This window comes from Pseudomonas sp. PDM25 (assembly GCF_019219045.1).
Taxonomy (GTDB): domain Bacteria; phylum Pseudomonadota; class Gammaproteobacteria; order Pseudomonadales; family Pseudomonadaceae; genus Aquipseudomonas.
Genome location: NZ_JAHUWL010000007.1, coordinates 388,591 through 415,230, shown reverse-complemented (window position 1 = coordinate 415,230; position 26,640 = coordinate 388,591). Strand labels below are relative to the sequence as shown.

Sequence of the window (26,640 nt, the reverse complement as noted above, 5' to 3'; positions counted from 1 at the left end):
TCACTTCCTTAACGTGGCGTTCAACCTTTGTTCGAGCGAGGTGAGGATGTTTTGCGTCGTGGTATTCACCTCATCGTCATTAAGAGTGCGCGATGGATGCTGCCAGGTCAAGCCGACTGCAAGGCTTTTTCTATCAGGATCAATGCCTTTACCCTGATACACGTCAAATAGCCTTAGGTCTGTCAGCCATTCGCCTGCATTTTCACGGATTACGTCCAGTACGGCACTGGCTGCGACGTCTTTTTCGGCGATTAGTGCAAGATCACGACGTACTTCAGGAAAGCGCGATAACTCCTGGAATTTAGGCATTTTACCCAATGCCACTTCGGCCAAAACCAGCTCGAAGACGAAGACTGGACGGTCGAGACCGAGAGTTTTCGACAATTCAGGGTGAATAGCGCCGACGAAACCGACCAAGCGACCTTCACGTTCGATACGCGCGGTTTGACCCGGGTGCAACGCAGGGTGTTTGCCCGGCACGAAAGTGAATGAATCCAGTGCACCGGCGAAGCCCAGCACCGCTTCCACATCGGCTTTGACGTCGAAGAAGTCCACCACATCGCGACCTTGTGCCCAGCCTTCCGGCAGACGACTACCGCAAACAACACCCGCCAGCATCGGCTCTTGCTTCAGGCCTTCCAGCTGACCGACGAAACGCAGGCCGCTTTCGAACAGACGCACGCGATCCTGTTGACGGTTCAGGTTGTGCTGTAGCGCCTTGACCAGACCTGGCCACAAGGACGAGCGCATGGCGGCCATGTCGTTCGAAATCGGGTTGGCCAACAACAGAGGTTCGACACCTGGATTAAACAGCTCAAACTGTTTCGGATCGATGAAGCTGTAGGTGATCGCTTCCTGATAGCCACGAGCCACCAGCAGACGGCGCAGCTCAGGCAGATCGCTCCGCGCTTCAGCCTTGGCCTGCGGCGCCAGACGAGCTTGCGGGTAACGAACCGGCAGACGGTTGTAACCATACAGACGAGCCAGCTCTTCGATCAGATCGACTTCCAGGCTGATGTCGAAGCGATGGCTTGGCACTTCAACGCGCCACTGCCCTGCCCCATCGGCAGAAATCTTCAGACCCAAGCCACTGAGCAGTCGCTCGACTTCGGCCGAATCCATTTCCATACCCAGCATCTGAGTGATGCGTTGCGCACGCAGCGTAATGGGTGCAATCGACGGCAGGTGCTGCTCGCTGACGGTTTCGATGATCGGGCCAGCTTCGCCGCCAGTGATGTCCAGCAGCAGGCCGGTGGCGCGCTCCATGGCTTCACGGGCCAGTTGCCAGTCCACGCCACGCTCGTAGCGGTGCGAGGCATCGGTGTGCAACCCGTAGGAACGGGCCTTGCCAGCGACAGCAATCTGATCGAAAAACGCGCTTTCCAGGAACACATCGCGAGTGGTCGCGGTATTGACGCCGCTGTGCTCGCCCCCCATGACGCCGGCGATGGCCAAGGCGCGGGTATGGTCGGCAATCACCAGCGTATCGCTACGCAGGCTGACTTCCTGACCGTCGAGCAGTACCAGCTTCTCGCCTTCTTCAGCCATGCGCACGCGAATGCCGCCATTGATTTCGGCGAGATCAAATGCATGCAGTGGTTGGCCCAGCTCCAGCATCACATAGTTGGTGATGTCGACGGCAGCGTCGATGCTGCGCACGTCACCACGACGCAGACGCTCGACCATCCACAACGGCGTTGGCTTCGACAAGTCAACGTTACGGATCACACGACCCAGGTAACGCGGGCAAGCGGCTGGCGCCAGCACTTCGATCGAACGCACTTCGTCATGCACGGCTGGCACGGCAGCAACCACCGGACGGGTGACTTCGGCGGCGTAGAGCGCGCCGACTTCACGGGCCAGACCGGCAAGGGACAGACAGTCGCCGCGGTTCGGGGTCAGGTCGACCTCGATGCTGGCGTCGTCCAGGCTCAGGTATTCACGAATGTCCTGACCGACCGGCGCATCGGCCGGCAATTCCATCAGGCCATCGTTGCCTTCGCCGACTTGCAGCTCGGCTTGCGAGCACAGCATGCCGTTGGACTCAACGCCCCGCAGTTTGGCTTTCTTGATTTTGAAGTCGCCTGGCAGTTCAGCACCAATCATGGCGAACGGGATCTTCAGTCCCGGGCGCACGTTCGGCGCTCCGCAAACGACCTGGAAAGTCTCCGAGCCATTGCTGACCTGGCAAACGCGCAGCTTGTCGGCGTCCGGGTGCTGCTCGGTGCTCAGCACCTCGCCCACCACTACACCGGTGAATTCGCCGGCGGCCGGCGTAACGCTATCAACCTCAAGACCGGCCATCGACAGACGAGCAACCAGCTCGTCACGACTTACCTGCGGGCTTACCCAGCCACGCAGCCATTGTTCACTGAATTTCATCCTGCTCTCCTAAGAATTCGTTACGACTAGCGAAATTGCGCGAGGAACCGCAAGTCGTTGTCGAAGAACAGACGCAAGTCGTTCACGCCGTAACGCAGCATGGCCAGACGCTCAACACCCATGCCGAAGGCAAAGCCCGAAAACTCTTCCGGGTCGATCCCGGACATGCGCAGCACATTCGGGTGAACCATGCCGCAGCCCATGACTTCCAGCCAGCCAGTCTGCTTGCAGACACGGCAGCCTTTACCGCTGCACATCACGCATTCCATGTCGACTTCGGCGGATGGCTCGGTGAACGGGAAGTACGAAGGACGGAAACGCACGGCCAGTTCTTTTTCGAAGAACACGCGCAGGAACTCTTCGATGGTGCCTTTCAGGTCGGCGAAGTTGATATCACGGTCGATCAACAGGCCTTCGACCTGGTGGAACATCGGCGAGTGGGTGATATCGGAGTCGCTACGGTACACACGGCCTGGGCAGACGATGCGGATCGGCGGCTGTTTTGATTCCATGGTGCGGACCTGTACCGGCGAGGTATGGGTGCGCAGCAACATGTTGGCATTGAAATAGAAGGTGTCGTGCATCGACCGGGCCGGGTGATGGCCTGGGATGTTGAGTGCTTCGAAGTTGTGATAGTCGTCTTCGACCTCAGGGCCTTCGGCAATGCCGTAGCCGATGTGAGTGAAGAACTGTTCGATACGTTCCAGAGTGCGAGTAACCGGATGCAGACCACCCGAGGCCTGGCCACGGCCAGGCAGGGTCACGTCAATGGACTCGGCGGACAGTTTGGCGGCCAGGTCGGCCTCTTCAAACAGTGCCTTGCGCGCATTGAGAACCTCTGTGACACGCTCCTTGGCAACGTTGATCAGGGCGCCGACTTGCGGACGCTCTTCTGCCGGCAAATTCCCCAGGGTCTTCATCACCTGAGTCAATTCACCCTTTTTGCCAAGGTAGTGAACCCGGATTTGCTCCAGGGCATTGATATCTTCAGCGCTTTGCACAGCCTCTAGAGCTTGAGAGACGAGCGCATCCAGGTTTTCCATGTACAGACTCCAGATACAAAATAGGGGAAGAGCTTGAAGGCTCTTCCCCTATTTATGACGTTTAACACCTGACCCCACAGAGGTGAGACCGGGTGACTGTCGGGGGTACTTAAGCCAAGGTGGCTTTAGCTTTCTCGACAATCGCAGCAAACGCCGCTTTTTCGTTCACTGCCAGATCAGCCAGAACCTTACGGTCGATCTCGATGGACGCTTTTTTCAGGCCGGCGATGAAACGGCTGTAGGACAGACCGTTGATACGTGCACCAGCGTTGATACGAGCGATCCACAGAGCGCGGAACTGACGTTTTTTCTGACGACGGTCACGGTAGGCGTATTGGCCTGCCTTGATTACCGCTTGCTTGGCAACACGGAATACGCGCGAGCGAGCGCCGTAGTAGCCTTTAGCAAGTTTCAGAATTTTTTTGTGACGTTTACGGGCAATGACGCCACGCTTTACACGAGCCATGAGTTACTTCCTCTATTCTTGACTAAATTAACGAAGGCGCAGCATGCGCTCGACTTTTGCCACGTCACACGGTGCCAGCAAGCTGCTACCGCGCAGTTGACGCTTACGCTTGGTCGACATTTTAGTCAGGATGTGGCTCTTGAAAGCGTGCTTGTGCTTGATACCGTTAGCAGTTTTCAGAAACCGCTTAGCAGCACCACTTTTAGTTTTCATTTTTGGCATGTTCGGATACTCCGCATTCAGTTGATAAACATAATCAGAAGGCCTGCCGTGCCCTATTGATTACTTCTTCTTTTTCGGGGCGATGACCATGATCAGTTGGCGTCCTTCCATCTTAGGATGCTGTTCGACCGAACCGTACTCGAGCAAGTCACCTTCAACTCGCTTGAGGAGTTCCATCCCCAGCTCCTGGTGGGCCATCTCACGGCCGCGGAATCGCAAGGATACCTTGGCCCTGTCCCCATCACTCAGGAAACGTACCAGGTTGCGCAGTTTTACCTGGTAATCCCCTTCCTCCGTCCCTGGACGAAACTTGATTTCTTTAACCTGAATCTGCTTCTGGTTTTTCTTGGCCGCGGCAATCTGCTTCTTCTTTTCGAAGATCGATTTGCCGTAGTCCATCAGTTTGCAAACAGGGGGTACTGCATCGGCGGAAATTTCCACCAGATCCAGTTTGGCCTCTTCAGCCTTAAGAAGCGCGTCTTCAATTGACACAATCCCAAGCTGTTCACCTTCAGCCCCAATTAACCGAACCTCGCGTGCCGAGATATTCTCGTTGATCGGGGCCTTCGGTGCAGCTCGTTTATCTTGTCTCATTTCACGCTTAATAGTAATTACTCCGAATCTGGGCGACCACGCCGGGAAACCGCTTGAGCGAGGAACTCGGCGAACTGGGCGACGGGCATCGAGCCCAGGTCAGCACCTTCACGAGTACGCACAGCGACAGTCTGCATCTCGACTTCCCGATCTCCGATAACCAAGAGATAAGGAACCTTGAGCAAAGTATGCTCGCGGATTTTAAAGCCGATCTTTTCATTTCTCAAGTCAGACTTGGCACGAAATCCGCTTTCGTTGAGAGTTTTTTCAACCTCAGCGGCGAAATCAGCCTGTTTATCAGTGATATTCATGATCACTGCCTGGGTCGGAGCCAGCCACGCGGGGAATGCACCCTCGTAGTGCTCGATCAGGATTCCGACGAAACGTTCGAAGGAGCCAAGGATCGCCCGGTGCAACATAACCGGGTGCTTGCGACTGTTGTCTTCAGAGACGTATTCGGCTCCCAGACGGACAGGCAGGTTAAAATCGAGCTGAAGGGTACCACACTGCCAGACGCGGCCAAGGCAATCTTTCAGCGAGAACTCGATCTTCGGACCATAGAACGCACCCTCGCCCGGCTGCAGATCGTACGGCAAGCCAGCGCTATCAAGGGCTGCAGCCAGGGCTGCTTCGGCGCGATCCCACAACTCGTCGGAACCGACGCGTTTTTCCGGACGAGTGGACAGCTTCATCTCGACGTCTTTAAAGCCGAAGTCGGCATAAACGTCCATGGTCAGCTTGATGAACGCAGCGGATTCGGCCTGCATCTGCTCTTCAGTGCAGAAGATATGGGCGTCATCCTGAGTGAATGCACGCACACGCATGATGCCGTGCAGCGCACCCGATGGCTCATTACGATGGCAAGCACCGAATTCGGCCAAGCGCATTGGCAACTCACGGTAGCTTTTCAGGCCTTGGTTGAACACTTGCACGTGGCAAGGGCAGTTCATCGGCTTGATGGCATAGTCGCGGTTTTCCGACTGCGTGGTGAACATGTTGTCGGCGTAGTTAGCCCAATGCCCAGACTTCTCCCACAGACTGCGGTCAACGACCTGCGGAGTTTTGATCTCCAGGTAACCGTTGTCGCGCTGAACCTTGCGCATGTATTGCTCGAGCACCTGGTACAGAGTCCAGCCGTTCGGGTGCCAGAACACCATGCCCGGCGACTCTTCCTGGGTGTGGAACAGGCCCAGACGCTTGCCGATCTTGCGGTGATCGCGCTTCTCGGCTTCTTCGATGCGCTGGATGTAAGCCGCCAGCTGCTTCTTGTCTGCCCATGCCGTGCCATAAACGCGCTGCAATTGCTCGTTCTTGGCATCGCCACGCCAGTAGGCGCCGGACAACTTGGTCAGCTTGAAGGATTTCAGGAAGCGTGTGTTCGGCACGTGCGGACCGCGGCACATGTCGACGTATTCTTCGTGATAGTACAGACCCATGGCCTGTTCGTTCGGCATGTCTTCGACCAGGCGCAGTTTGTAGTCTTCGCCGCGGGCCTTGAACACTTCGATCACTTCGGCGCGCGGAGTGACTTTCTTGATCACGTCGTAATCTTTTTCGATCAGCTGCTGCATGCGCTGCTCGATGGCGGCCAGGTCGTCCGGAGTGAAAGGACGTTCGAAGGCGATGTCGTAATAGAAGCCCTCGTCGATGACCGGACCGATGACCATCTTGGCCGTCGGGTACAGCTGCTTGACCGCATGGCCAACCAGGTGGGCGCAAGAGTGGCGAATGATCTCCAGCCCCTCTTCATCCTTTGGCGTAATGATTTGCAGCGTAGCGTCGCTGCCGATGATGTCGCTGGCGTCGACCAGCTTGCCATCGACCTTGCCGGCCACGGTGGCTTTGGCCAGACCTGCACCAATGGATGCGGCGACCTCGGCTACGGATACCGGGTGATCGAATGAACGTTGACTGCCGTCGGGAAGAGTAATAGTTGGCATGGCGCCTCCTCTCCTAGTGGTGACCCCTACCAAAGGTCACGTGGGTTGGGATGAGCCAGTACAAGATCCGATCCAGGCCATTCAATGACGAACGCCTGCCTTACAGCGGCAGGAGCCTTGCGGCCAACCGGAAAACCGAACCAGAGTGACTGGGATTCAAATCAGGGTTATTCGCACATTTGCCGCTACCGGGACTGAAGGTCATCCGGAGCCTGCAAACGCCCGAGCCAGGCATGCTAGCACAGATGAACGGTCGTCGATGCACCGAGGCGTGGTCTTGGGGCAAATCGGGCAATTTTATGCCAGAGTGCTGAACTAGAACCCTGCTTTACCCCTCAGATAACAAGACATTGACCCACAAGGAGCATCCCAGCATGCATCTGAAACGTTTATTCGCAGTCGTCGCCCCCATCGTTTTGCTGCTGCCACTGGCCGCCCATGCCGATTGGCCGAAGGGCGAACGCGAGAAATACATGGCTCAGTGCACTCAGGCAGCCACTCCGCAGATCGGTGCTGCAGCAGCGAAGGCTCACTGCGCTTGCGGTGCTGATTCGATAAAGTCTTACCCGGCGGCTGATATCCAAGCGCTGATGGACAACAAGGCTGCCCCGGAATTGCAGCAAAAAGCACTGGCGCAGATAGCCAAATGCAAGGCCAATGTACCGGCGAAAAAGTGAGAAAAAAGTCCTTTTGACTCGAATCAACGCTGATAAAAAGTGATGGATTTGAGCTTTTTCGTACAATTTATGCAGGTTTTACAGGTTTTTTTATCGTCTTTACTTTCGGCTGAAAGCCTTGTAAAACGGGGCTTTCAGCTACATCAAGCAGTAAACAGAACGCGACTGCAGGGCAAACAGCACGTCCGGGGGGCTCCCAAAGCGAACATTTCGACTATGATACCCCGGTGTGCCCAGTTGGCCTGAGCAGCACAGCACTACTGAAAATATATGTTTCTTGGAGATACACCATGTCTAATCGCCAAACCGGCACCGTTAAATGGTTCAACGATGAAAAAGGCTTCGGCTTCATCACTCCTCAAGGTGGCGGTGACGACCTGTTCGTACACTTCAAAGCTATCGAAAGCGACGGTTTCAAAAGCCTGAAAGAAGGCCAGACCGTTTCCTTCGTGGCTGAGAAAGGCCAAAAGGGTATGCAAGCTGCACAAGTCCGCGCTGAGTAATTTTCAGCCGCACTAAAAAAACCCCGTCCATGTGACGGGGTTTTTTATGGGCGACACAAACGTCTGAGCGATCAGCCGCAGTTGACGCGGGTCACAACCCGGTTGGCATCGGTGTTCAGGTTCAGACGGTCGGAGCGGTACTCCAGGGTCACCATGTCGGTGGGCAAGAGGAACCGTGCATTCTGCGCGCCTGCGCGAGTACGCGCCTGCTCCAGCAGTTCAGGCGAAGCCTTTTTGCCAATGGTGAATTCGGCAGCCTTTGCCTCACAACGGCTGTGACCCGTGTCAGTCGTCGTGACAGGATCTGCTGTCGACTCGGTGGAGGTAGTGCTGCAACCGGCCAGCATGGCAACGGCCAACAAAGTACCCAATGACGCGAGCTTCCAAGGCATGAAGCCTCCTTTTTTTCAATAGTTAAGCTGAGATCGTGCGACCGCCATTCTGGCGTTTGGTTTCACAGGGAGCACTAGTACCCCGCCCTCTATTCGGACACGCGGCGAGTTTGCCTGAGCATTGCCCTGCCGTTTACCACTCAATCGTGACTGAATATGAACAGCGCTCAATAGACGTCAATGTAGTCGAACGGCGGATTCGGCCAGTTCTCTTTCAGCGCATTGAAAATCTGCATGACCCAGACCTCGTCACTGGCCGCGACCAATCCTACATAACCGGATCCCTTGGCCCACGTCTCCAGACGAAACAACAGCCCGCTGATATCAGTACCACCCACAACGCCTGACGAAATGTAGGCGATGCCGCCCTTGGTGACTCGCAATTGAGTGTGCTCATCGTCACTGGCAGAGGCCAGCAACTGACGCACCGCCTCAAGGGTCAAGCCGTCAGGAGTGTTCAAATCAATCTGCACAGCACAGTCCTTGAAAAATCATCAAAGACCAAGTGTCGCATAGCCCTCCCCTCATGCCTAAGTCGGAGTGCCAAAAGCCGCGCAAAATGGTTAACTCGACACTCAGACTTTCCCGACTTCACGAGCGCCATCATGACCACCGTAAGTATCGACGCCGACATCAAAGCCAAGTGGCCACAGGGCCACAGCTCTTACAGCCCGGGCAGCCCGGAAGAGTTGGCAATCATTGGTATCGATTTATTGGTCAAGGAACTGGGCACGCAAGCCGCCCAGATATTCATCGCCCAGATATTCGAGAAGTACCCTACCGACTATATTGGCCTGATAGATAGCGAGTGAACGTAAACCCGCAGGCTGGCACCTGCGGGTCTATGGCTTACTTCAGACGAGCCAGACGCTCGGTCAGCAGATCAAAGAAGCCTTGGGCGTCACCGCTTTCTACCCAGAAAGCGTTCTTCGGCGCTTTCAGGCCGTCATACCAGTCGACGATGGTTTGGCCGAACGTCGGGCCTTCGCGGCTATCAACCACCACATTGACCGAACGACCGGTGAACAACTCAGGCTTGAGCAGGTAGGCGATGACCGTCGCGTCATGCACCGGGCCACCCGGAATGCCGTAGTGCTCCATGTCGCCTTTGACGTATTCATTGAGAATATCGCCCACCAGCTTGCTGGCATTGTTGTTGATCGCTGCGATCTGCTTCAGACGCGCCTCACTGGTAAGGATCTTGTGGGTCACGTCCAGCGGCAGGTAGGTCAGCTTCACCCCACTTTTCAGCACCACTTCCGCAGCCTGTGGGTCGGCGAACAGGTTGAACTCAGCCACCGGCGTAATGTTGCCACCGTTGAAGTGCGCCCCGCCCATGATCACCACCTCCTTGATGCCCTGAACGATCTCGGGTTCCTGGATCAGCGCCAGGGCCAGGTTGGTCTGTGGACCGAGCATGGCGATGGTGATGCTGTGGGGCCTGGCAGCTTTCAAGGTGTCGATCAGGTAGTTGACCGCATTGCCCTGGGCCAGGCCTTTTTTCGGCTCATGTACGGTGACACCCGACAGTCCTTCCTTGCCATGGATGTTCTCGGCATAGATCGGCGTGCGCATCAGCGGCTTCGGAGCGCCCGCGTAGACCGGCACCTCCTCGCGCCCTGCCCACTCGCGGGCCAGCCGCGCATTACGCGACGTCTTGTCCAGACGCACATTGCCGGCGACGGTGGTCAGCGCACGAATGTTCAGCTCTTGCGGCGATGCCAGAGCAAACAGCAAGGCAACCACGTCATCGGCACCCGGATCGGTGTCGATGATCAAGTCGATCTTTTCCGCCGCCTGGGCGCTTGTTGCAGTAATCAGGGACAAAAGCAGCAGACTCCGGAGCAGGTGGTGCAGTTTCTGAGCATAGCGAGGCATAGCGCACTCCTTGTGCGTGGGACAGCAGAAAGACAACAGCGAGTTAGAACGTAACCCCAGCCACCAGCACGATGTTGCAGTACGGCTGACATTCGCCTGTACGAACAATCGCCCGTGCCTGTCGGCTGAGGACTTTGAATTGGTCATGACTGAGCAGCTCACGCCGCCCCAGCGCACCGTAGGCATTCAGCTCATCGAGCGCCGCCAATGCCGAAGGCTTTTTGTCCAGGATCTCCTGGGCCAACACATGGCTCTCGACCTGCATTTCACTGAGCACAACCTTCAACGTGCTGATGAAATCCGGGATACCGTGGGTCAAGGCCAGGTCGATCAGTTCAACGCCAGGTGGCACTGGCAAACCTGCATCGCCGATCACCACGATGTCGCCATGACCCAGGGAAGCGATCAACCGCGACAACGCGACGTTGAGCAAAGGTGTCTTTTTCATGGTGCTTTAAAGGCCTGTACGTCGGACAAGGTGGGAATCGAGGGTTGCGCGCCAGCACGGGTCACCGACAGCGCCGCGGCAACCTGGCCGAAACGGATCGCGTCGGCTTCGCTTTTGCCGGCCGCCAGCGCGGCGGCGAAACCACCGACGAAGGTGTCGCCAGCCGCCGTGGTATCGACAGCCTTCACCTTCGGCGCAGGGAAGTGTTCGAAGCCTTTGCCGTTGGCAAACAGCGAACCTTGAGCACCGAGGGTGATGATGACCTTGCCGGCGCCCAAGGAGATCAACCGGGATGCAGCGATTTCGGCAGATGCCAGAGAATCCACTGGCAAACCACTCAGCGCCGAGGCCTCGCTTTCGTTGGGAATCAGATAATCGATGGACGCATACCAGTCCGCCGGCAGTGGACGGCTGGCCGGTGCCGGGTTGAGGATCACGGTCTTGCCCAACTCACGGCCGCGCTTGAGCGCATGACCGACAGTGGCATCCGGGACTTCCAGCTGACAGATGATCACGTCCGCCGCCCGCAATACGGCGTCGTAACGATCAATCACCTCTGCAGTCAACGCACCGTTGGCACCGGCAACGATCACGATTGCGTTCTGGCTGTTGTCATCGACCACGATCAACGCTACGCCGCTGGAATCGTCGACGGTGCTGACCGCCTGGCAATCGATCTGCTCGGCCAACAGCGCCCCGCGCAACTCTTCGCCGTAAGCATCGCTGCCCACGCAACCGACCATCGACACCTGCGCCCCCAGCCTCGCCGCAGCGACCGCCTGATTCGCGCCCTTGCCACCGGAAACCGTGGCAAACGACTCGCCGATCAGCGTTTCACCGCCACGAGGCAGCCGTGGCGCCCGGGTGACCAGGTCCATGTTCAGGCTGCCTATAACCACTACTTTTGCTGGCATACGTCACTACTCATCAATTCTGTTTCAGCGGTGCTTTTGATTTAGCGGCTTTTTATTTCAACGGAACTGGGCGAACACGCCGGCCAGCGGCGCAGTCGACTCCCGCAGGACGATACTGGGCGTCACGATCCGTTGATCAGTGGCCAAATCCGGCGTGGCGATTCTTCTTAAAAGCACTTCGGCCGCCATCTCGCCGAGTTGCAGGATCGACTGCCCCACAGTGGTCAGCGCCGGGTACACATAGCGGCTCATCTGAATATCGTCGAAGCCGATCACCGACAAGTCCGTCGGCACGCGAATATTGCGCTCGGCCGCCGCTCGCAGCACACCGATGCCAATCATGTCGTTACCGGCGAAGATCGCGCTCGGCGGGTTCTTTTCCAACAGGATCGCGGCGGCGTTGTAACCGCCGGTGCTGGTGAAGTCAGTTTCCAGCATGCGCTCGCCGGATACTTCGACACCCGCCTCTTTCAGGGCACGGCAATAACCGGCCAGACGCATCTGCGCCACACTGGTACTCGCCGGGCCACCAATGGTTGCGATGTCCCGGTGCCCCAACTCCAGAAGGTGTCGGGTCGCCAGATAGGCGCCGTATTCGTGATCGATCCGCACCAGGTCGGCATTCACACCTTCCAGTCCACGGTCGACGATCACCATCGGCGTGCGCACGCCTGCCAAGCCCTCCGCCAACCCCGCGTCACCACCCGCTGAAGCGACGATCAGCCCGTCGATACGCTTTTCCAGCAGCACGCGCAGATAGCTGCGTTGCTTGTCCGGGTTGTCATCTGAGTTGCAAAGAATCACGCAGTAGCCATTACGCTCGCAGTAATCCTCGATGCCGCGCGCCAGTTCGGCGAAGTACGGGTTGAGGCTGTTGGGCACCAGCAACCCGATGGTCGCCGTGGTTTTGGCCTTGAGGGACCGGGCCACGGCGCTGGGTACGTAGTCGAGGGTTTTGATGGCGGCCTCAACCTTGACCCGCACCTCTTCGCTCACCGGTCGGGTCTTGTTCACTACGTGGGAAACCGTGGTGTAGGAAATCCCCGCGAGCGCTGCCACATCCTTGATTGTTGCCATGACTCAGGTCCGCCGGCTTGCGCGCTGACTGCGATAAGTATCAAGCACCACCGCCACCACGATTACTGCGCCGGTGATGATGCGTTTGGTGGGTTCAGTTGCGCCAATCTGCGCGAGACCGGCCGCCAATACGGAAATGATCAAAACTCCGAAGAACGTACTGATGACCGAACCGCGACCGCCCATCAGGCTGGTGCCGCCGATCACGACCGCAGCGATCACTTGTAGCTCCAGCCCGGAGCCGGCATTCGGATCCGCCGCTTCCAGGCGAGAAATCTGGAACAGCGCAGCAATACCGGCCAGCAGCCCCATCAGACTGAATACCAGAATCTTGTAGGGCTTCGGATTGATCCCTGCCAGACGCACCGCCTCTTCGTTGGTGCCGATGCCGATCAGATAGCGACCGAACACGGTACGCGTCAGTACTGCCTGGGCAATAAAGATGATGAGCAAGGCAATGATGAACGACGGCGAGATGCCGAAGGCGATCGGGTTGGACAACCAGGCGAAGGCGTCGCCGATGTAGGCCGTGCGCGATCCGGTCATTTGATAGGCCAAACCGCGGGCCATTTCCAGCACACCGAGGGACACGATGAACGACGGGATCCGCCACGCCACAGTAATCGAACCGGTGATGGTCCCGGCCAGTGCTGCCGCCGCCATTCCGAGCAGCGCCGCAGGCAGCACGCTCCAGCCCCAGCCGAGAATCGCCACGCTGACCGTTGACGCCGCGAGCGCAAGCACCGAGCCCACCGACAGGTCGATACCGCCGATGATCAACACGAACGTCATGCCGACCGCCAGCACCATCAAGTCCGGAATCTGGTTGGCCAGGGTGCTGAAGGTGTCATAGGACAGGAAATGGCTGCTCAGAACTGAGAACAGCGCAACCATTGCCAGCAAGGCACCGGCCAGTCCCAGGTAGGTTCCGAGGCCGTAAAAGTTGCCACTACGTTTGCCGGCAGTCACTGCAGTATTCATGCGAGATCCCTAGGCGCTGCTTCGTTGAGCAACGCATCACGTTTTTGGTAGCCGGCGAACGCGGCGGCAAGCAAATCATCCTGGGTCCAGCTGTCACGCTCGAAGGTATCGATCAGACGTCCCGCCGAGAGCACACCGATGCGGTCGCAGATCAACATCAACTCACGCAGGTCGCTGGACACAACCACGAGCGCTTTGCCTTGACGGGTCAACTCACCGAGCAAGGCATAAATGTCAAACTTGGCGCCGACGTCGATGCCACGCGTTGGCTCGTCGAACAGCATCACCGAGCAATCACGCTCAAGCCACCGGCCGATCACGACTTTCTGCTGGTTACCACCGGACAGTTCCGACACCAGTTGCGTCGGGCTGGAACTGCGGATGCGCATGGCGTCGATCTGACGCTGGGCCAGCGCCATCTCGTCACCCTTGTTGACGAAGCCACTGCTGGAAATCACCGGCATATTGCCCAAGGCAATATTCGCGCTGATCGATTGGGTCAGCAGCAGGCCTTCGCCCTTGCGGTCTTCGGTGATCAGGGCGATGCCATGACCGACCGCGTCAGCCGGTGACCGGATACTGACAACCTGTGCTGGCGAACCGAGTGCAACCGTGCCGCTGTCCGCTGCATCAGCACCGAAGATCAAGCGCAGCAACTCAGTGCGCCCTGCCCCGATCAAGCCGGAAATCCCGTAGATCTCGCCGGCGCGCACTTCGAAGGACACATCGCGAACCTTGTCGGAGCGGGTCAGCCCTTTGACCGTCAAGGCTGGAGCGCCGATCTTGCGCGGGCCCATGTCGATGTGTTCGCCGAGTTCGCGACCGACCATCAGCGTCACCAGTTGCTCGCTGTTGTAATTGGCCATCGGCTCGACGCAAACCAGGTTGCCATCGCGCAGTACCGCAATACGCTGGGCGACCCGCGCCAGCTCTTCGAGACGGTGCGAGATATAGATGATCGACACGCCGCGAGCTTGCAGACGAGTGATCTGCTCGAACAGCATCTCGACTTCACGGTTCGTCAACATTGCCGTCGGTTCGTCGAGGATCAGCACGTGGCAATCGCCGATCAGGTTGCGGGCGATCTCCACCATTTGCTGGTGACCGATGCCCAATTCGCCCACCAGCGTGTCCGGGTCTATCGCGTCGAGGCCGACCTGGGCCATGGCTTCGATCGCCGCCTTGCGCAATTGCCTGCGACTGATCCAGCCGCCCTTGCTGGGCAGGTTGTCGAGAAACAGGTTTTCCGCCACCGACAGGGTCGGCAACAGATTGAGTTCCTGCATCACCATGCGGATGCCGAGGTCTTCGGCCTGAGTGCGGCTTGCGGGGCGGTAATCCTGCCCTTGGAATTGCATGTGACCGGTGGTCGGTGTGACCAGCCCGCCGATGATCTTCGACAGCGTGCTTTTTCCCGCGCCGTTTTCGCCGGTCAGCGCCAGCACTTCACCGCGCATCAGCGTCAGGTCGATGCCGGTCAGGACCGGTTGGGCGTAGGTCTTGCCGATACCGCTGACCGAGAGGACAGCGTTCGGGGCGGAAACTGACATAAAAACTCTCCATGCGCTCGCCCCGACGGGCGAGCACCGTTGTGTCGCCAGAAGGACTACTTGGTAACCAGCTCTACCGGAGTTTCGATCACGCCATTGGTGCCGCTGTCGACTTTTTCACCCTTGATGATCTTTAGCGCAGTCTCGATGCCGAACACGGCTTGCTTGGCCGCAAACTGGTCAGCGGTAGCCAGAACGCGGCCATCCTTGAGCATTGGCTTGATGGCGTTGATGTTGTCGTATCCGACCACTTGCACCTTGCCGGCCTTGCCCGCTGCGCGCACGGCGGATACTGCGCCGACGGCCATGCTGTCGTTGCCGGCCAGCAGGGCTTTGACTTGCGGGTATTCGCTGAGGATCGAGGCAGCCACCTTGTTGCCTTTGTCGATTTCCCAGTCACCGGATTGCAAAGAGACGACCTTGATCTGCGCCGCTTCCATCGCATCCTTGAAGCCTGCGGTTCTTTGCTGTGCGTTGGTGGTGGTTGAAACGCCTTCGATGATGCCGACTTCGTCTCCGGCCTTCAGTTGCTTGGCCAGGTACTCGCCCACCAGACGCGCGCCTTTGCGGTTATCCGGGCCTACGAACGGTACGGTGAGGTTTTTGCTTTTGACCACAGCCGGGTCCAGCTGGTTGTCGATGTTGATCACGGTGATACCGGCATCGATGGCTTTCTTGATCACAGGAACCATGGCCTTGGAGTCGGCCGGCGCGATGACCAGCGCATTGACCTTGGCCAGAATCATTTGCTCGACGATGCGTGTCTGGCCAGCCGTGTCGGTTTCGTCTTTGATGCCGTTGGAGATTAGCTCGAAATCGCCGGAGTGGTCTTTCTGATAGGACTTGGCGCCGTCTTCCATGGTCAGGAAGAATTCATTGGCCAGGGATTTCATGACCAGCGCGACTTTGGGTTTTTCAGGCGTCTCGGCGAAGGCCGAAGAGACAGGTAACGCGACGGATGCGGCAGCCAGCATAGCGACAGCGAGAAGACGTCCAGCGAATGGCAGCTTCATGGGTTCACTCCGATCTTATGATTATTGTGAGCAACGTTTGCGCGGCGTAGGTTTCATTGCGCTAACGGATGGATAACCACCGGGAGCACCGCGCAAACGTTTGCGGAGACCGAACTATGCGAACCCTGCCGACATTTGTCAACGAGCAGAAAAGACCATTTATTTGAGCTGGCTGACAAAAGCCGGGCATTCAAGTCATGCCGTGGTGTTGACCACCGCTCCGGTGCTGGAACCCTTGGCCAGTTCCTTGACGAGGGCTGCGGACACTTCCAGCAACGCACCATTGGTTTCGGCAATCTGTCCTTGAAATGCCATGACCACAGTGGTCTTGGCTTCCGGTGTCGGATAAGACGCCGCCTGAGCTGCGGCTAATTGTTGCTGTTGCTCGCGCAGTTGCTGTTGTAGCTCTTGCATGCGTTTGAGCAGGACTTTCACCGCCACACTCTGGTTGCTCTCATCTGGGGTTTCGGTCTGCGCGCCCGCACTTTTATCCAATCCCAAAGGGCCAGTCTTGACTTGATTGCCGTCGCCTTCTTTCGTGCCCAGCGCCTTATCGGCAGCCTCTGCGGTGGCGTCGTTCAACGCTTGGATCGTAGCGGCAGACTTGCCGCCGATGGTGACGCCTGCGGCGTTTGGGAAACCAATGGATAACGACATGTGAACTCCTGAGTAGAAAGATCCTTCTAAAGGAGCATCGACCGAAGCGCGGGTTTCTTTAGCACTGATTCACAATCTCGCAAGGCGATTTGCTCGACAGTGGTCGTAGTACTTTTCGGAGAGCCGAACACAAACGCTCAACGCGTTCGGAAACCCGGACAACAGGTTGTGTAAACATTCTGGCCACTCAAATAAATACTGATACAAATCATCAAGTTAAAAGTTTTCCTCATTCGAAGTGCGACTGGTATAGATCCTGCTCATCTCATTCACCCCAAGCGTTCAGATCCGCGTGGGGCGCATCTAGATGAACCTGCATCAGCACCGTCTCACTACTAGAGAGAAAAATAATGACATCTGCTTTCAAGACCTTCGTTCCGGGCGCTTTGGCCCTCTTGCTGCTCCTGCCTACTGCCCTTCAGGCAAAAGAAGTCGAAACCCAACAGAAACTGGCGAACGTGGTGATCCTGGCCACCGGCGGCACCATTGCCGGCGCGGGCGCCAGCGCCGCCAATAGCGCGACCTATCAAGCGGCAAAAGTCGGCATCGAACAATTGATCGCCGGGGTTCCGGAACTCAGCCAGCTGGCTAACGTTCGTGGCGAACAGGTCATGCAGATCGCGTCCGAAAGCATCACCAACGACAACCTGCTGCAACTGGGTCGTCGCGTGGCTGAACTGGCCGACAGCAAAGACGTCGACGGCATCGTTATCACCCACGGCACCGACACCCTGGAAGAAACCGCCTACTTCCTGAACCTGGTGGAAAAAACCGACAAGCCAATCATCGTTGTCGGCTCCATGCGCCCAGGCACCGCCATGTCGGCCGATGGCATGCTGAACCTGTACAACGCAGTGGCCGTGGCCAGCAGCAAAGACGCACGCGGCAAAGGCGTACTGGTGACCATGAACGATGAAATCCAGTCGGGTCGCGACGTCAGCAAAATGATCAACATCAAGACCGAGGCGTTCAAAAGTGCCTGGGGCCCACTCGGCATGGTGGTCGAGGGCAAATCCTACTGGTTCCGTCTGCCGGCCAAGCGTCACACCATGGACTCGGAATTCGACATCAAAACCATCAAGAGCCTGCCTGACGTCGAAATCGCCTATTCCTACGGCAACGTCAGTGATACCGCCTACAAGGCGTTGGCTCAGTCTGGCGCCAAAGCCATCATTCACGCCGGTACCGGCAATGGCTCTGTCTCGTCCCGGGTAGTCCCATCACTGCAAGCCTTGCGCAAGGACGGCGTGCAAATCATTCGTTCGTCCCACGTCAACGCTGGCGGTTTCGTACTGCGGAATGCTGAACAGCCAGACGACAAGTACGACTGGGTTGTGGCGCATGACCTGAACCCGCAAAAGGCTCGCATCCTGGCCATGGTCGCACTGACCAAGACCAATGACAGCAAAGAGCTGCAACGGATGTTCTGGGAATACTGATTCGCCCTCGCCCGACCGGTTCCGGTCGGGCACTGGTTTCACCACTCGCCACCCCAGGCGAGTGGCTCACACCCCTTCCGACATTTCGATAAAAATCTTCCCTTCGTCCTACATCAAACGGAAAAAATTGCTGTCAGAGGATTTTCTTGAATTTTAAGCAGTTGCGAAAATGCCTACAGTTAAATACTGTATGCACGTACAGCTTAATAAGGATAATTCCGTGGCCAACACCTCTGCCTCTCCTGACTCCTATGAACGCATGGGCATGCGCGTTCAAAAAATCATCAATTCCCCCACCGCCCAAAAAGCCAAAGCAGCCTTGATCTTCCGTCTACCGGACGAACCCGTGGATGAGTGGGAACAATTGCTCGAAGAAATCGACGAGAACGACAACGTCACCCTCGCCTATCGCGACGATGGCGGTGTGCAGATTTTTTGGGTTGTGCCAAAGGAAGATTGAGTCAATGAGTGTCCGCTGGCTTGCTTTGCTGTTTTTGTTCATCACCGTCAGTGCCCAGGCTGGCGCCCCACGCACCTTCAACGAAGCCAAGAAAGTTGCCTGGAAGCTCTACGCACCGCAATCCACAGAGTTCTATTGCGGGTGCAAATACACCGGCAACAAGGTCAACCTCGCAGCCTGCGGTTATGTACCGCGTAAAAATGCCAAGCGCGCTTCCCGCATCGAATGGGAGCACATTGTTCCGGCCTGGCAGATCGGCCGTCAGCGTCAGTGCTGGCAAGAAGGTGGGCGCAAGAACTGCACGCGTTACGATTCGGCTTACCAGAAGGCTGAAGCCGACCTGCACAACCTGGTACCGAGCATTGGTGAGGTGAATGGCGATCGCAGCAACTTCAGTTTCGGCTGGTTGCCGGTGCAGTCGGGCCAATATGGCTCGTGTCTGACCCAGGTCGACTTCAAAGCGAAGAAGGTCATGCCCCGCCCGTCCATCCGCGGCATGATCGCTCGAACGTATTTCTATATGAGCAAACAGTACGGTTTGAGCTTGTCGAAACAGGATCGACAACTGTACGAAGCCTGGAGCAAAACCTATCCGGTAGAGGCCTGGGAACGACAGCGCAACCAACGCGTGGCGTGCGTCATGGGACGCGGCAACGAGTTTGTCGGCCCGGTCGACATGAAAGCCTGCGGTTGAGCGCTCGCTGAAAACACAAAGGCCTCGGGTTTAATGCGGGCAGTCCACTTGAGTACCTGATTGCATCGGTACTGATCACTCGTTTGAATTGCCACCGCGAATAGCAACCCGTTTTCTTGATCTCAAAGGAAATGACTCGCCCTTGCATCAAACGCAGTTCCCACTCATCCTCGCTGGATCGCTCCAGACAAGGGCGGATTTGTCGCGTCGCAATTCTAATCAGGAGATATCAATGACTTTCGTCGCAATTGTGTATTCATCCGGAGGAGGTCACACCGAGACTGTTGCGGAGCATGTCAAGCGAGGCGCAGAAGAGGTTGCGGGAACATGCGCCGAACTCATCAAGATCGTGCCCGCTCAGATCGGTAGTGATGGCAGATGGCGTGACGACGCTGTCATGAGCCGGCTAGCGGCGGCTGACGCCATCGTTTTTGGTGCGCCCACCTATATGGGATCGGCCCATGGATTGTTCAAGCTGTTCCTCGAGGCTGGCATCGTGCCTTGGCGCAGCCAGGAGTGGAAGGACAAGATCGCAGCCGGCTTCACAAACTCTGGAGCGCGCTCCGGCGACAAGCTCGTAACGCTGCAGCAGATGTCGATCTTCGCGGCGCAAATGGGAATGATGTGGGTAAGCGCCGGGGATTTGCCTGGTGGCAACTATACCGATGGCGGTTTCACCGACGTGAACGTCAACGGATCATGGCTAGGCCTGATGACTCAAAGCCTGAATGATCTCTTAGTGGAGAACGCTCCGCACCCAGGCGATAGGCTTAGCGCGGAGCGCTTTGGACGCAGGGTGGCGCGAGCGACGGCACGTTGGACGGTCGGTGCGGACCAGCACCCTTCCTGGCGGATCGACATACAAGAGAACCGGCGACGGAATCTCGCCGGGATCGAAGAATGGCGCAAATTTGACGACTGATCTCATCCTCAACGGTGGGATCAGATATCAGATAAATGGCGCATATCGAGAAAGTCCGCTTTGCCGCGGGTAAGGCCGTGGCATCGGCGACCAGTAGCAGATGTTTGAGCTGCTGAGGCGGCTTCCATTCGAAACCACCCGCGTCTTGCGCCGAAAACTGGCGATCAGGTGCGACGATCTGGATCGGCTCACCCGCAGCGGCATGAATTGCCCAGCGGGATGCAGGGCCGGTTTCGCCGTGAAACTCGAAGTTGATACCCACTTTGCCTGCTCGGCACGCAATGGTGTAAGTGCGCATTGCCGCGCGCTGGGCAACCGGCATCGAGCGGTAAAGTGCGCACCATCCATCGCCATGAGCGAGCCTGGTAGGCGTTCCATCAAAAGCAGCCTGAAAAAGGACTGCTACTGGGCCACTGGATGGTCGAGAACCAACAATTCGATGTTCTGTTTCTTCGCCCGGGTGAGCGCCGCGCGCACTTCTGTCTGTTTGGCCTCAGCCTCGGCTTTCGAACTGAATGGCCCGAGCAGAATCCGGGTCTTTCCGTTTTCCTTGACGATATTGGAAACGAAACTGTGCTCAATCAGCCAGCCGCTCAAATCGCTGACCGCCTGAGGTGTTTCGCCTCGTACTTCGAGATCCCATTGCGGCCCGGACACCACCGAAGGTGCAGTCGCAGCAGCCGGTTGCGGCTTTTGCGCGTCAATACTCTTGCCTTCACCGCATCCCGCCAGCGCCAATACCGCGATTACCAAGACCATTTTGCGCACAACGCTTCCCTCAGAATGCTTAAAGCGGCGATTTTAGCATCCATGAATACTTCCCGAGTGCCGCAAAATGGGCTTAAAACAACGAGAATGATGGTTGCGGCCTCTGTATAGTTACGCCTTGGGAATTAATGCAGCATCTGTGCGTCAGAAAGAGGCACCCAAACCGTGAGACTTCGCACTAATCTATACATACCACCGACCTCTGCACTGTCCGAATCAGGTGCCCCACAAAGCAATCAAGGAGAAGACCATGCTGATACTCACCCGCAAAGTCGGTGAAAGCATAAATATTGGTGATGACATTACGATCACCATTCTGGGCGTTAGCGGCCAGCAAGTCAGAATTGGCATCAATGCCCCGAAAGACGTTGCGGTTCATCGCGAAGAAATCTATCAGCGCATTCAGGCTGGCCTCACCGCTCCAGACAAACCGCAGACTCCCTGAATCCTGCTGCAGTCAGTAGCCAGCCCGTTCGTTACAGCGCAATGGCTGGCTAAAGATTCATGCTCGGCATTTTTGCTGAGCCCTCGCCTCCCCCCCATTCGTGAAGCCGATGCTACCGGCTTCGGCCACGCCGTGACTGTCAGATTATTCGCTTTAACCCCGACGAATCACGCCGTTATTAGCCGAAGGTCACACCGCGCGCCATGCCGGTGGCCGCAATCACCATCAACATCAACAACAGCGCTTCGATATGGCTGATGCGTGCAAACAGCCTGGCTCGGCCCTGGTCAATCGAAGCGCCCCTGCCCACGGCGATCCGCCACTTGATCAAGGTGATCATGGGTGCCACTTCAAGCAGCAGAATGATCACGAACAGCGCCATCTTCAGATGGAACAATGGCTGATGAAGGTAATAATCGGTGCCTTTTTCGTACCCACCGAAGGCCCGCAGCAAACCTGTGATCAGCAAAATACCCGCACAGATGCCCCATACGTTATCGGCAACCAGCACATTGCGAACCTGCGCCGTACCGACGGCCAGGCGGCTTAACGCCGTCCCTCGGGTGAGTACCGCCCAGAGGCCCAAGGCAACAGCCAGGAGATGGATCGCCGCAAGAAACCAGTGAAACAGCATAGAGATGCTCCTGACAGGGATAAGGAAATGGGCTTGTCAGTAGTAGTCCAGAATCTGAAAATCTGCCTGCAGGCCGTGACATGACTGGCGAACAGCCACCTACCCCCCTATCATGCCGCCCACTGGCCCTTGCGTAAGGAGCCAGAGGATAAACATTCAAAAGGGAATAGACGTGAAAGAGTTCGTAATTGGCGTAAACAACGTAGTTCTGTACGTCGCACTGGCCGTTATCTGGATCGCCGCAGTGGTCATGATCTTCGTACAGGGCTTCTGGTCCGGGGCAGGCGTTTTCATTACCGGTACCCTGACGTGGTGCATCATCTCCGGCTTCTGGTTTGTACAGTCGGCGACTTATGAAGAACTGAAGAAGCTGAACGCCAAGTAAGATTGGTTTTAGTGGGTTGGACTTACCACGCAGGTCCGACGTTGTTGAGATGAACCACCCCAGTAGTGATTCATGCTCTTCACGCAACATTTGTAACGAGGGGGCAATCCCCTCGTTACAGTGCCTGGCGACGACCCAGGCTTGTGGTTATCCAGTACGCGATTGATCGACGGCAGAATGGCCGCCCACCAAGGACGGAGACATGAATCGATCAACTCCCACACTGGTTCTACTACCTGGAATGGACGGAACAGGTGATTCGCACGCAATCCAAGACCCCTATTAAGTCACTTGAGTTTTTTGCTAGGCGCACTGCCGTTCAGCCTTGCGCCTGTCGGATGGATCAGCAAAGTATTACTCGGCCGGTTTTCCACGAGCGCGTTGCGCGCAGCGCTACGTCAGGCCATCACTCGAGTGAAACCTTCGGTAATGCGTTCACGACTACGATCGGTTCTTGCCGTTGACGTATCCGCCAAGCTGGCCCAAGTCAGCGTACCGACTATTTACCTTCGCGCTAAGCATGATTCGGTGGTTCCCGGGACAGCGTCTGCGCTGGTTTCTTCAATGAACCGCGATACACGAATCATTGAAATCGAAGCACCGCACTGCCTGCTTCAGGTTGTACCCGAAGAGGCGGCCGGACACATCCGGGAGTTTTTGAAAACGCTTGAAGGCATTTGAGGTTCTCGGCACTGAAAGCGACCGAACCCACGCCCCTGCATTGCCTGAAAGCAAGCCACGAGCAACATAATGTTACATCCCGTCTAGACTCCAACCACAAGTGCCAAAGGTCCCTGGAAGCACTTGCCCCCCAACAGCAAGTCATTCCCATCAACCGACCTGAGTACACACGATCATGTGTAAATCATGTGATTCAAACCCTGTTCAAAACGCGAGTGGTCGTCGTAGATTTCTTCAGTTTGCCGGACTAGGAGCAGGCGCTCTGCTACTTGCCGGCGCACTGCCCGACAAGTTCGTTCTGGCTGCCGAGAAAACCGCTGCTGCGCCAAAACCACAAAACTCCATCAGTCCTGACATGGCACTTCAAAGGCTTATGGAGGGAAATGAACGGTATGTTTCCGGCAACTCCAAGACACATGACTTCAAGTCAGAGCGGGAAGCCTTGGTCTCAGGCCAGAACCCGTTCGTGTCGGTACTAAGTTGCTCTGACTCCCGTATCGCCCCTGAGTATGCTTTTGACACTGCTCGAGGCGATCTTTTCGCCATACGCGTCGCGGGCAATTTCGTAACCGATGAGGGTTTGGCAAGTCTTGAATACGCTGTTGCGGTGCTCGGTGCACCACTGATCCTCGTACTGGGGCATGAGAGCTGCGGCGCCATCAGTGCAGGAATAAAGGCAGTAAAAGATCACACTGTTTTCCCTGGTCACATCCCGAAATTGACTGACGCACTTAAACCTTCCATCGAGAAAGTGCTCAACAACCCCGGAAACCTTATCGACAACGCTACAGCGCAGAATGTCAAAGACTCGGTTAGCCGCCTTAAAAATGCCTCACCACTGCTGACTGATGCGCTCAGCAAGGGCACGTTGAAGATAGTGGGAGGCGTCTATCGCCTTGCTAGCGGCAAAGTAGACTTGATTGCCTGATTCAGTAGCGCTGCACCGCTGCCGAGATCCAGATGTGAAGAGCCCAGCGCGATGGCTGGGCTCTGGTTATTTTCTGTTTTCCATCATCTTGTCGGCGAGAGCTTTGGCCCTTTCAATCAACAGGTTCTGCCTGTCTTCATGAGTGGCGCCTCCTACAACCGGTGCGGTCAAATTGCTTTCCGCAATCAACGCAGCGCAGAAGTATTGATCCCAAACAGCTCCGTCCTCAGATACTGGCTTGTTCATTTGGTTGGCGATCATATGCTGCTCCTTTTGATGAGGTAGCACCGCTATCTTACGCCTGAATCACCGGCAATCCGTGCCGCTAAAGCTAAGCGGCAAACCAGGTGATCATTGACCGGCCCGAGGAGACACTGTCACCCCCGCCTCCCGCTTGCCGATGGCCAGCGCATTCAGTCGTCTCTATCGTCACGATCACGATCACGACGGTGATTGCGATCATACCCCTGATCATTGTCGCGACGATCGTATCGGCGGTCATACCCTCGATCATCGTCATACCCGCGGTCGTATCCACGACGGTAATCATGATCTCGATCACGATCTCGCCCGTACCTTTCTCCGTCGTCCCAGTGAGGCCCACAGCCTCCCAGCAGGAGAGAGCCTGAAATGGCCATGAACATTAATACTGCACGCTTCATTTGAACGTCCTGAATACAAAGGTCAGCGATATGACCATGAGGCCGCTCAATGATTCACAGGTCAGGTACAGCAAGCCAAATCCAAAGCCTGCATTAACAACATGCTGATCGGCAAGGACGGACTAGTAGGGGCGGTTCGCTTCGGCGAGAACGCCTATAACATCATCGAGCGGGTCACCGGCAAAGTGAGGACACGACAAGGTCGAGTATCTGGAGGTGGGGGCCCAGTTGGCGTTTTGAGTGGGGGCTCTGCAAATCGCAAGCAACAAAAAAGGGCCCACCTTTCGGTGAGCCCTTCTAGACCGCCCAGCAGAGCGGATTTTGTTTGGTAGGCGCGATTGGACTCGAACCAACGACCCCCACCATGTCAAGGTGGTGCTCTAACCAACTGAGCTACGTGCCTGCTGTGAGGCGGCATTCTACGGAATTCCGGAGGGGTGTCAACACCTTTTTTCGAGCTAACCCTATGAATATGCAAAATATTTAATTTTGCGGCTGCAAAGAAGATTTTGCGGTGGCTGGCGATCGATTTTTATCTCGGGTAGGATCGACGCACTCGTAAAATATATTAAACAGAGGCTGCAGGATGGCGAACACCCCCTACCCGGATTCCTATTACGCCGCATCGGCCAATCCGGCTCCGCCGCGCCCGGCCTTGCAGGATGACGTAGAGACTGATGTCTGTGTGATCGGTGCCGGTTACACCGGTCTGTCCTCTGCCCTGTTTCTGCTGGAAAACGGTTTCCGGGTCACGGTGCTTGAAGCGGCGAAGGTAGGTTTTGGTGCGTCGGGGCGTAACGGTGGCCAGATCGTTAACAGTTATAGCCGTGACATCGATGTGATCGAGCGCAGTGTCGGTCCCAAGCAGGCTCAGTTGCTGGGGCAGATGGCGTTCGAAGGTGGGCGGATCATTCGTGAGCGGGTTGCCAAATATAATATCCAGTGCGACTTGAAGGATGGTGGCGTATTCGCCGCCATTACCGCCAAGCAGATGGGCCATCTGGAATCCCAGAAGCGTCTGTGGGAGCGCTTCGGTCACACGCAGCTTGAATTGATGGATCAGCGTCGCATCCGTGAAGTGGTCGCGTGCGATCAATACATCGGCGGCATGCTCGACATGAGCGGCGGGCACATTCATCCGCTGAACCTGGTGTTGGGTGAAGCGGCAGCCGTCGAGTCGCTGGGCGGCACCATTTATGAGCAATCGCCGGCGGTGCGCATCGAGCGCGGCGCGAATCCGGTGGTGCATACGCCTCAAGGCAAGGTCAGGGCCAAGTTCATCATCGTTGCGGGCAATGCGTATCTCGGTAATCTGGTGCCGGAACTGGCCGCCAAATCGATGCCCTGCGGGACTCAGGTGATCACCACTGAACCCTTGGGCGAAGCATTGGCCAAGAGCCTGTTGCCACAGGATTACTGCGTCGAAGACTGCAATTACCTGCTCGACTACTACCGTTTGACCGCAGACAAGCGCCTGGTCTTCGGCGGTGGCGTGGTGTATGGCGCACGGGATCCGGCGAACATCGAAGCAATAATTCGGCCGAAGATGCTCAAGGCTTTCCCGCAGCTCAAGGACGTGAAGATCGATTACGCCTGGACCGGCAATTTCCTGCTGACCTTGTCACGACTTCCTCAGGTCGGACGCCTGGGCGACAACATCTACTATTCCCAAGGTTGCAGTGGCCATGGCGTGACGTATACGCACCTGGCGGGCAAGGTGTTGGCCGAAGCGTTGCGTGGTCAGGCCGAGCGTTTCGACGCGTTTGCCGACCTGCCCCACTACCCGTTCCCCGGCGGACAACTGCTGCGTACACCATTCGCTGCGTTGGGCGCCTGGTATTACGGACTGCGCGACAAACTCGGCTTCTGACTGACCGACGCAAAA

31 protein-coding genes, 1 tRNA gene and 1 pseudogene are annotated in these 26,640 nt (G+C 56.8%); 11 read left to right on the top strand and 22 right to left on the bottom strand.

Translation table 11 applies throughout. The annotated features are described in order from the left end of the window. The 6 genes from pheT to thrS all read right to left on the bottom strand — a co-directional run bounded on the left by pheT (nucleotide 1) and on the right by thrS (nucleotide 6,647). Nucleotides 1–2,382 carry a phenylalanine--tRNA ligase subunit beta gene (gene pheT / locus KW848_RS16205; RefSeq protein WP_218537444.1) on the bottom strand — a complete coding sequence of 794 codons (2,382 nt, stop codon included), beginning with the start codon at nucleotides 2,380–2,382 and terminating at the stop codon, nucleotides 1–3. Between the two features lie 26 nt (nucleotides 2,383–2,408). After that, a complete protein-coding gene (gene pheS / locus KW848_RS16200) occupies nucleotides 2,409–3,425 on the bottom strand; it encodes a phenylalanine--tRNA ligase subunit alpha (RefSeq protein WP_111452651.1) in 1,017 nt (338 codons plus the stop codon). A gap of 109 nt (nucleotides 3,426–3,534) precedes the next feature. Further along, nucleotides 3,535–3,891: a 50S ribosomal protein L20 gene (gene rplT, locus KW848_RS16195; protein ID WP_007905879.1), complete on the bottom strand. Its 357-nt coding sequence runs from the start codon at nucleotides 3,889–3,891 to the stop codon at nucleotides 3,535–3,537. A 27-nt stretch (nucleotides 3,892–3,918) separates the two neighbouring features. Further along, complete coding sequence (gene rpmI, locus KW848_RS16190; RefSeq protein WP_008145659.1) at nucleotides 3,919–4,113, bottom strand: 50S ribosomal protein L35; 195 nt, start codon at nucleotides 4,111–4,113, stop codon at nucleotides 3,919–3,921. 60 nt (nucleotides 4,114–4,173) lie between these two features. Further along, on the bottom strand, nucleotides 4,174–4,725 hold the full coding sequence (gene infC / locus KW848_RS16185; protein ID WP_169857083.1) for a translation initiation factor IF-3: 552 nt from the start codon (nucleotides 4,723–4,725) through the stop codon (nucleotides 4,174–4,176). Further along, complete coding sequence (gene thrS, locus KW848_RS16180; RefSeq protein ID WP_008145656.1) at nucleotides 4,725–6,647, bottom strand: threonine--tRNA ligase; 1,923 nt, start codon at nucleotides 6,645–6,647, stop codon at nucleotides 4,725–4,727. The genes infC and thrS overlap by 1 nt, the downstream gene beginning before the upstream one ends. 374 nt (nucleotides 6,648–7,021) lie before the next feature. On the opposite strand from thrS, the gene KW848_RS16175 reads away from it, so the two are divergent. Then, entirely contained in the window at nucleotides 7,022–7,324 is a 303-nt protein-coding gene (locus tag KW848_RS16175; RefSeq protein WP_111452649.1) for a hypothetical protein, read from the top strand. A 290-nt stretch (nucleotides 7,325–7,614) separates the two neighbouring features. Then, nucleotides 7,615–7,827 carry a cold-shock protein gene (locus tag KW848_RS16170; protein ID WP_007905882.1) on the top strand — a complete coding sequence of 71 codons (213 nt, stop codon included), beginning with the start codon at nucleotides 7,615–7,617 and terminating at the stop codon, nucleotides 7,825–7,827. A gap of 71 nt (nucleotides 7,828–7,898) precedes the next feature. Here KW848_RS16170 and KW848_RS16165 read toward each other — a convergent pair whose 3' ends face one another. Together KW848_RS16165 and KW848_RS16160 are read right to left on the bottom strand one after the other, a co-directional pair. Next, nucleotides 7,899–8,219 (bottom strand): I78 family peptidase inhibitor, encoded by a 321-nt coding sequence (locus KW848_RS16165; RefSeq protein WP_218537443.1) that lies wholly within the window; start codon nucleotides 8,217–8,219, stop codon nucleotides 7,899–7,901. A 167-nt stretch (nucleotides 8,220–8,386) separates the two neighbouring features. Then, nucleotides 8,387–8,692, bottom strand: a complete 306-nt coding sequence (locus KW848_RS16160) for a hypothetical protein (RefSeq protein ID WP_008145652.1) — start codon at nucleotides 8,690–8,692, stop codon at nucleotides 8,387–8,389. Between the two features lie 132 nt (nucleotides 8,693–8,824). On the opposite strand from KW848_RS16160, the gene KW848_RS16155 reads away from it, so the two are divergent. Further along, nucleotides 8,825–9,031: a hypothetical protein gene (locus tag KW848_RS16155; RefSeq protein WP_008145651.1), complete on the top strand. Its 207-nt coding sequence runs from the start codon at nucleotides 8,825–8,827 to the stop codon at nucleotides 9,029–9,031. 37 nt (nucleotides 9,032–9,068) lie between these two features. Here KW848_RS16155 and KW848_RS16150 read toward each other — a convergent pair whose 3' ends face one another. The 8 genes from KW848_RS16150 to KW848_RS16115 all read right to left on the bottom strand — a co-directional run bounded on the left by KW848_RS16150 (nucleotide 9,069) and on the right by KW848_RS16115 (nucleotide 16,737). Next, the gene (locus KW848_RS16150) at nucleotides 9,069–10,097 is read right to left on the bottom strand and encodes a nucleoside hydrolase (protein WP_111452647.1); all 1,029 of its coding nucleotides are present in this window, start codon (nucleotides 10,095–10,097) and stop codon (nucleotides 9,069–9,071) included. Between the two features lie 43 nt (nucleotides 10,098–10,140). After that, nucleotides 10,141–10,545 carry a D-ribose pyranase gene (gene rbsD, locus KW848_RS16145; RefSeq protein WP_218537442.1) on the bottom strand — a complete coding sequence of 135 codons (405 nt, stop codon included), beginning with the start codon at nucleotides 10,543–10,545 and terminating at the stop codon, nucleotides 10,141–10,143. After that, nucleotides 10,542–11,459, bottom strand: a complete 918-nt coding sequence (gene rbsK / locus KW848_RS16140; RefSeq protein WP_218537441.1) for a ribokinase — start codon at nucleotides 11,457–11,459, stop codon at nucleotides 10,542–10,544. Before rbsK ends, rbsD begins: the two co-directional genes overlap by 4 nt. Before the next feature lie 57 nt (nucleotides 11,460–11,516). Next, nucleotides 11,517–12,536, bottom strand: a complete 1,020-nt coding sequence (locus KW848_RS16135) for a LacI family DNA-binding transcriptional regulator (protein ID WP_218537440.1) — start codon at nucleotides 12,534–12,536, stop codon at nucleotides 11,517–11,519. Between the two features lie 3 nt (nucleotides 12,537–12,539). Beyond that, nucleotides 12,540–13,517 (bottom strand): ABC transporter permease, encoded by a 978-nt coding sequence (locus KW848_RS16130; protein ID WP_218537439.1) that lies wholly within the window; start codon nucleotides 13,515–13,517, stop codon nucleotides 12,540–12,542. Further along, nucleotides 13,514–15,067, bottom strand: coding sequence for a sugar ABC transporter ATP-binding protein (locus tag KW848_RS16125; RefSeq protein ID WP_218537438.1), 1,554 nt, complete (start codon nucleotides 15,065–15,067; stop codon nucleotides 13,514–13,516). The genes KW848_RS16130 and KW848_RS16125 overlap by 4 nt, the downstream gene beginning before the upstream one ends. A gap of 56 nt (nucleotides 15,068–15,123) precedes the next feature. Further along, a complete protein-coding gene (locus tag KW848_RS16120) occupies nucleotides 15,124–16,080 on the bottom strand; it encodes a sugar ABC transporter substrate-binding protein (RefSeq protein ID WP_218537437.1) in 957 nt (318 codons plus the stop codon). Between the two features lie 195 nt (nucleotides 16,081–16,275). Further along, on the bottom strand, nucleotides 16,276–16,737 hold the full coding sequence (locus KW848_RS16115) for a hypothetical protein (RefSeq protein ID WP_218537436.1): 462 nt from the start codon (nucleotides 16,735–16,737) through the stop codon (nucleotides 16,276–16,278). A gap of 350 nt (nucleotides 16,738–17,087) precedes the next feature. Here KW848_RS16115 and KW848_RS16110 point away from each other — a divergent pair, with 350 nt between their 5' ends. The 4 genes from KW848_RS16110 to KW848_RS16095 all read left to right on the top strand — a co-directional run bounded on the left by KW848_RS16110 (nucleotide 17,088) and on the right by KW848_RS16095 (nucleotide 20,252). Continuing rightward, nucleotides 17,088–18,176 (top strand): asparaginase, encoded by a 1,089-nt coding sequence (locus tag KW848_RS16110; protein WP_008145640.1) that lies wholly within the window; start codon nucleotides 17,088–17,090, stop codon nucleotides 18,174–18,176. Between the two features lie 169 nt (nucleotides 18,177–18,345). Continuing rightward, on the top strand, nucleotides 18,346–18,636 hold the full coding sequence (locus KW848_RS16105; RefSeq protein ID WP_123365550.1) for a DUF1654 domain-containing protein: 291 nt from the start codon (nucleotides 18,346–18,348) through the stop codon (nucleotides 18,634–18,636). Nucleotides 18,637–18,640: 4 nt separating this feature from the next. Next, entirely contained in the window at nucleotides 18,641–19,330 is a 690-nt protein-coding gene (locus KW848_RS16100) for an endonuclease (protein WP_218537435.1), read from the top strand. 232 nt (nucleotides 19,331–19,562) lie between these two features. Then, a complete protein-coding gene (locus KW848_RS16095) occupies nucleotides 19,563–20,252 on the top strand; it encodes a flavodoxin family protein (protein WP_218537434.1) in 690 nt (229 codons plus the stop codon). A 169-nt stretch (nucleotides 20,253–20,421) separates the two neighbouring features. Here the strand turns inward: KW848_RS16095 and KW848_RS31850 are convergent. Both KW848_RS31850 and KW848_RS16085 read right to left on the bottom strand, forming a co-directional pair. After that, nucleotides 20,422–20,688 (bottom strand): annotated as a pseudogene (locus KW848_RS31850) (siderophore-interacting protein); the annotation flags it as partial. Beyond that, nucleotides 20,655–21,020: an SPOR domain-containing protein gene (locus tag KW848_RS16085; protein WP_218537433.1), complete on the bottom strand. Its 366-nt coding sequence runs from the start codon at nucleotides 21,018–21,020 to the stop codon at nucleotides 20,655–20,657. The pseudogene KW848_RS31850 and the gene KW848_RS16085, both read right to left, overlap by 34 nt. Before the next feature lie 250 nt (nucleotides 21,021–21,270). Between KW848_RS16085 and csrA the strand changes: the two genes are divergently transcribed. After that, nucleotides 21,271–21,465, top strand: coding sequence for a carbon storage regulator CsrA (gene csrA, locus KW848_RS16080; RefSeq protein WP_007938114.1), 195 nt, complete (start codon nucleotides 21,271–21,273; stop codon nucleotides 21,463–21,465). A 178-nt stretch (nucleotides 21,466–21,643) separates the two neighbouring features. Here csrA and KW848_RS16075 read toward each other — a convergent pair whose 3' ends face one another. Beyond that, complete coding sequence (locus tag KW848_RS16075) at nucleotides 21,644–22,099, bottom strand: DUF2214 family protein (RefSeq protein ID WP_218537432.1); 456 nt, start codon at nucleotides 22,097–22,099, stop codon at nucleotides 21,644–21,646. 172 nt (nucleotides 22,100–22,271) lie between these two features. Here KW848_RS16075 and KW848_RS16070 point away from each other — a divergent pair, with 172 nt between their 5' ends. Both KW848_RS16070 and KW848_RS16065 read left to right on the top strand, forming a co-directional pair. Next, nucleotides 22,272–22,484, top strand: coding sequence for a hypothetical protein (locus KW848_RS16070; protein ID WP_111452633.1), 213 nt, complete (start codon nucleotides 22,272–22,274; stop codon nucleotides 22,482–22,484). An 856-nt stretch (nucleotides 22,485–23,340) separates the two neighbouring features. Further along, on the top strand, nucleotides 23,341–24,093 hold the full coding sequence (locus KW848_RS16065; RefSeq protein ID WP_218537431.1) for a carbonic anhydrase: 753 nt from the start codon (nucleotides 23,341–23,343) through the stop codon (nucleotides 24,091–24,093). A 66-nt stretch (nucleotides 24,094–24,159) separates the two neighbouring features. Here the strand turns inward: KW848_RS16065 and KW848_RS16060 are convergent, their stop codons facing one another. From KW848_RS16060 to KW848_RS16050, 3 genes are all read right to left on the bottom strand, one after another. Next, a complete protein-coding gene (locus KW848_RS16060; protein ID WP_218537430.1) occupies nucleotides 24,160–24,354 on the bottom strand; it encodes a hypothetical protein in 195 nt (64 codons plus the stop codon). Between the two features lie 152 nt (nucleotides 24,355–24,506). Further along, nucleotides 24,507–24,755, bottom strand: a complete 249-nt coding sequence (locus KW848_RS32455) for a hypothetical protein (protein ID WP_375154719.1) — start codon at nucleotides 24,753–24,755, stop codon at nucleotides 24,507–24,509. Nucleotides 24,756–25,081: 326 nt separating this feature from the next. Next, nucleotides 25,082–25,158 (bottom strand) — tRNA-Val (locus KW848_RS16050). Nucleotides 25,159–25,341: 183 nt separating this feature from the next. Here KW848_RS16050 and KW848_RS16045 point away from each other — a divergent pair. Next, complete coding sequence (locus KW848_RS16045; RefSeq protein ID WP_192407360.1) at nucleotides 25,342–26,625, top strand: FAD-binding oxidoreductase; 1,284 nt, start codon at nucleotides 25,342–25,344, stop codon at nucleotides 26,623–26,625. Nucleotides 26,626–26,640 lie beyond the last annotated feature (15 nt).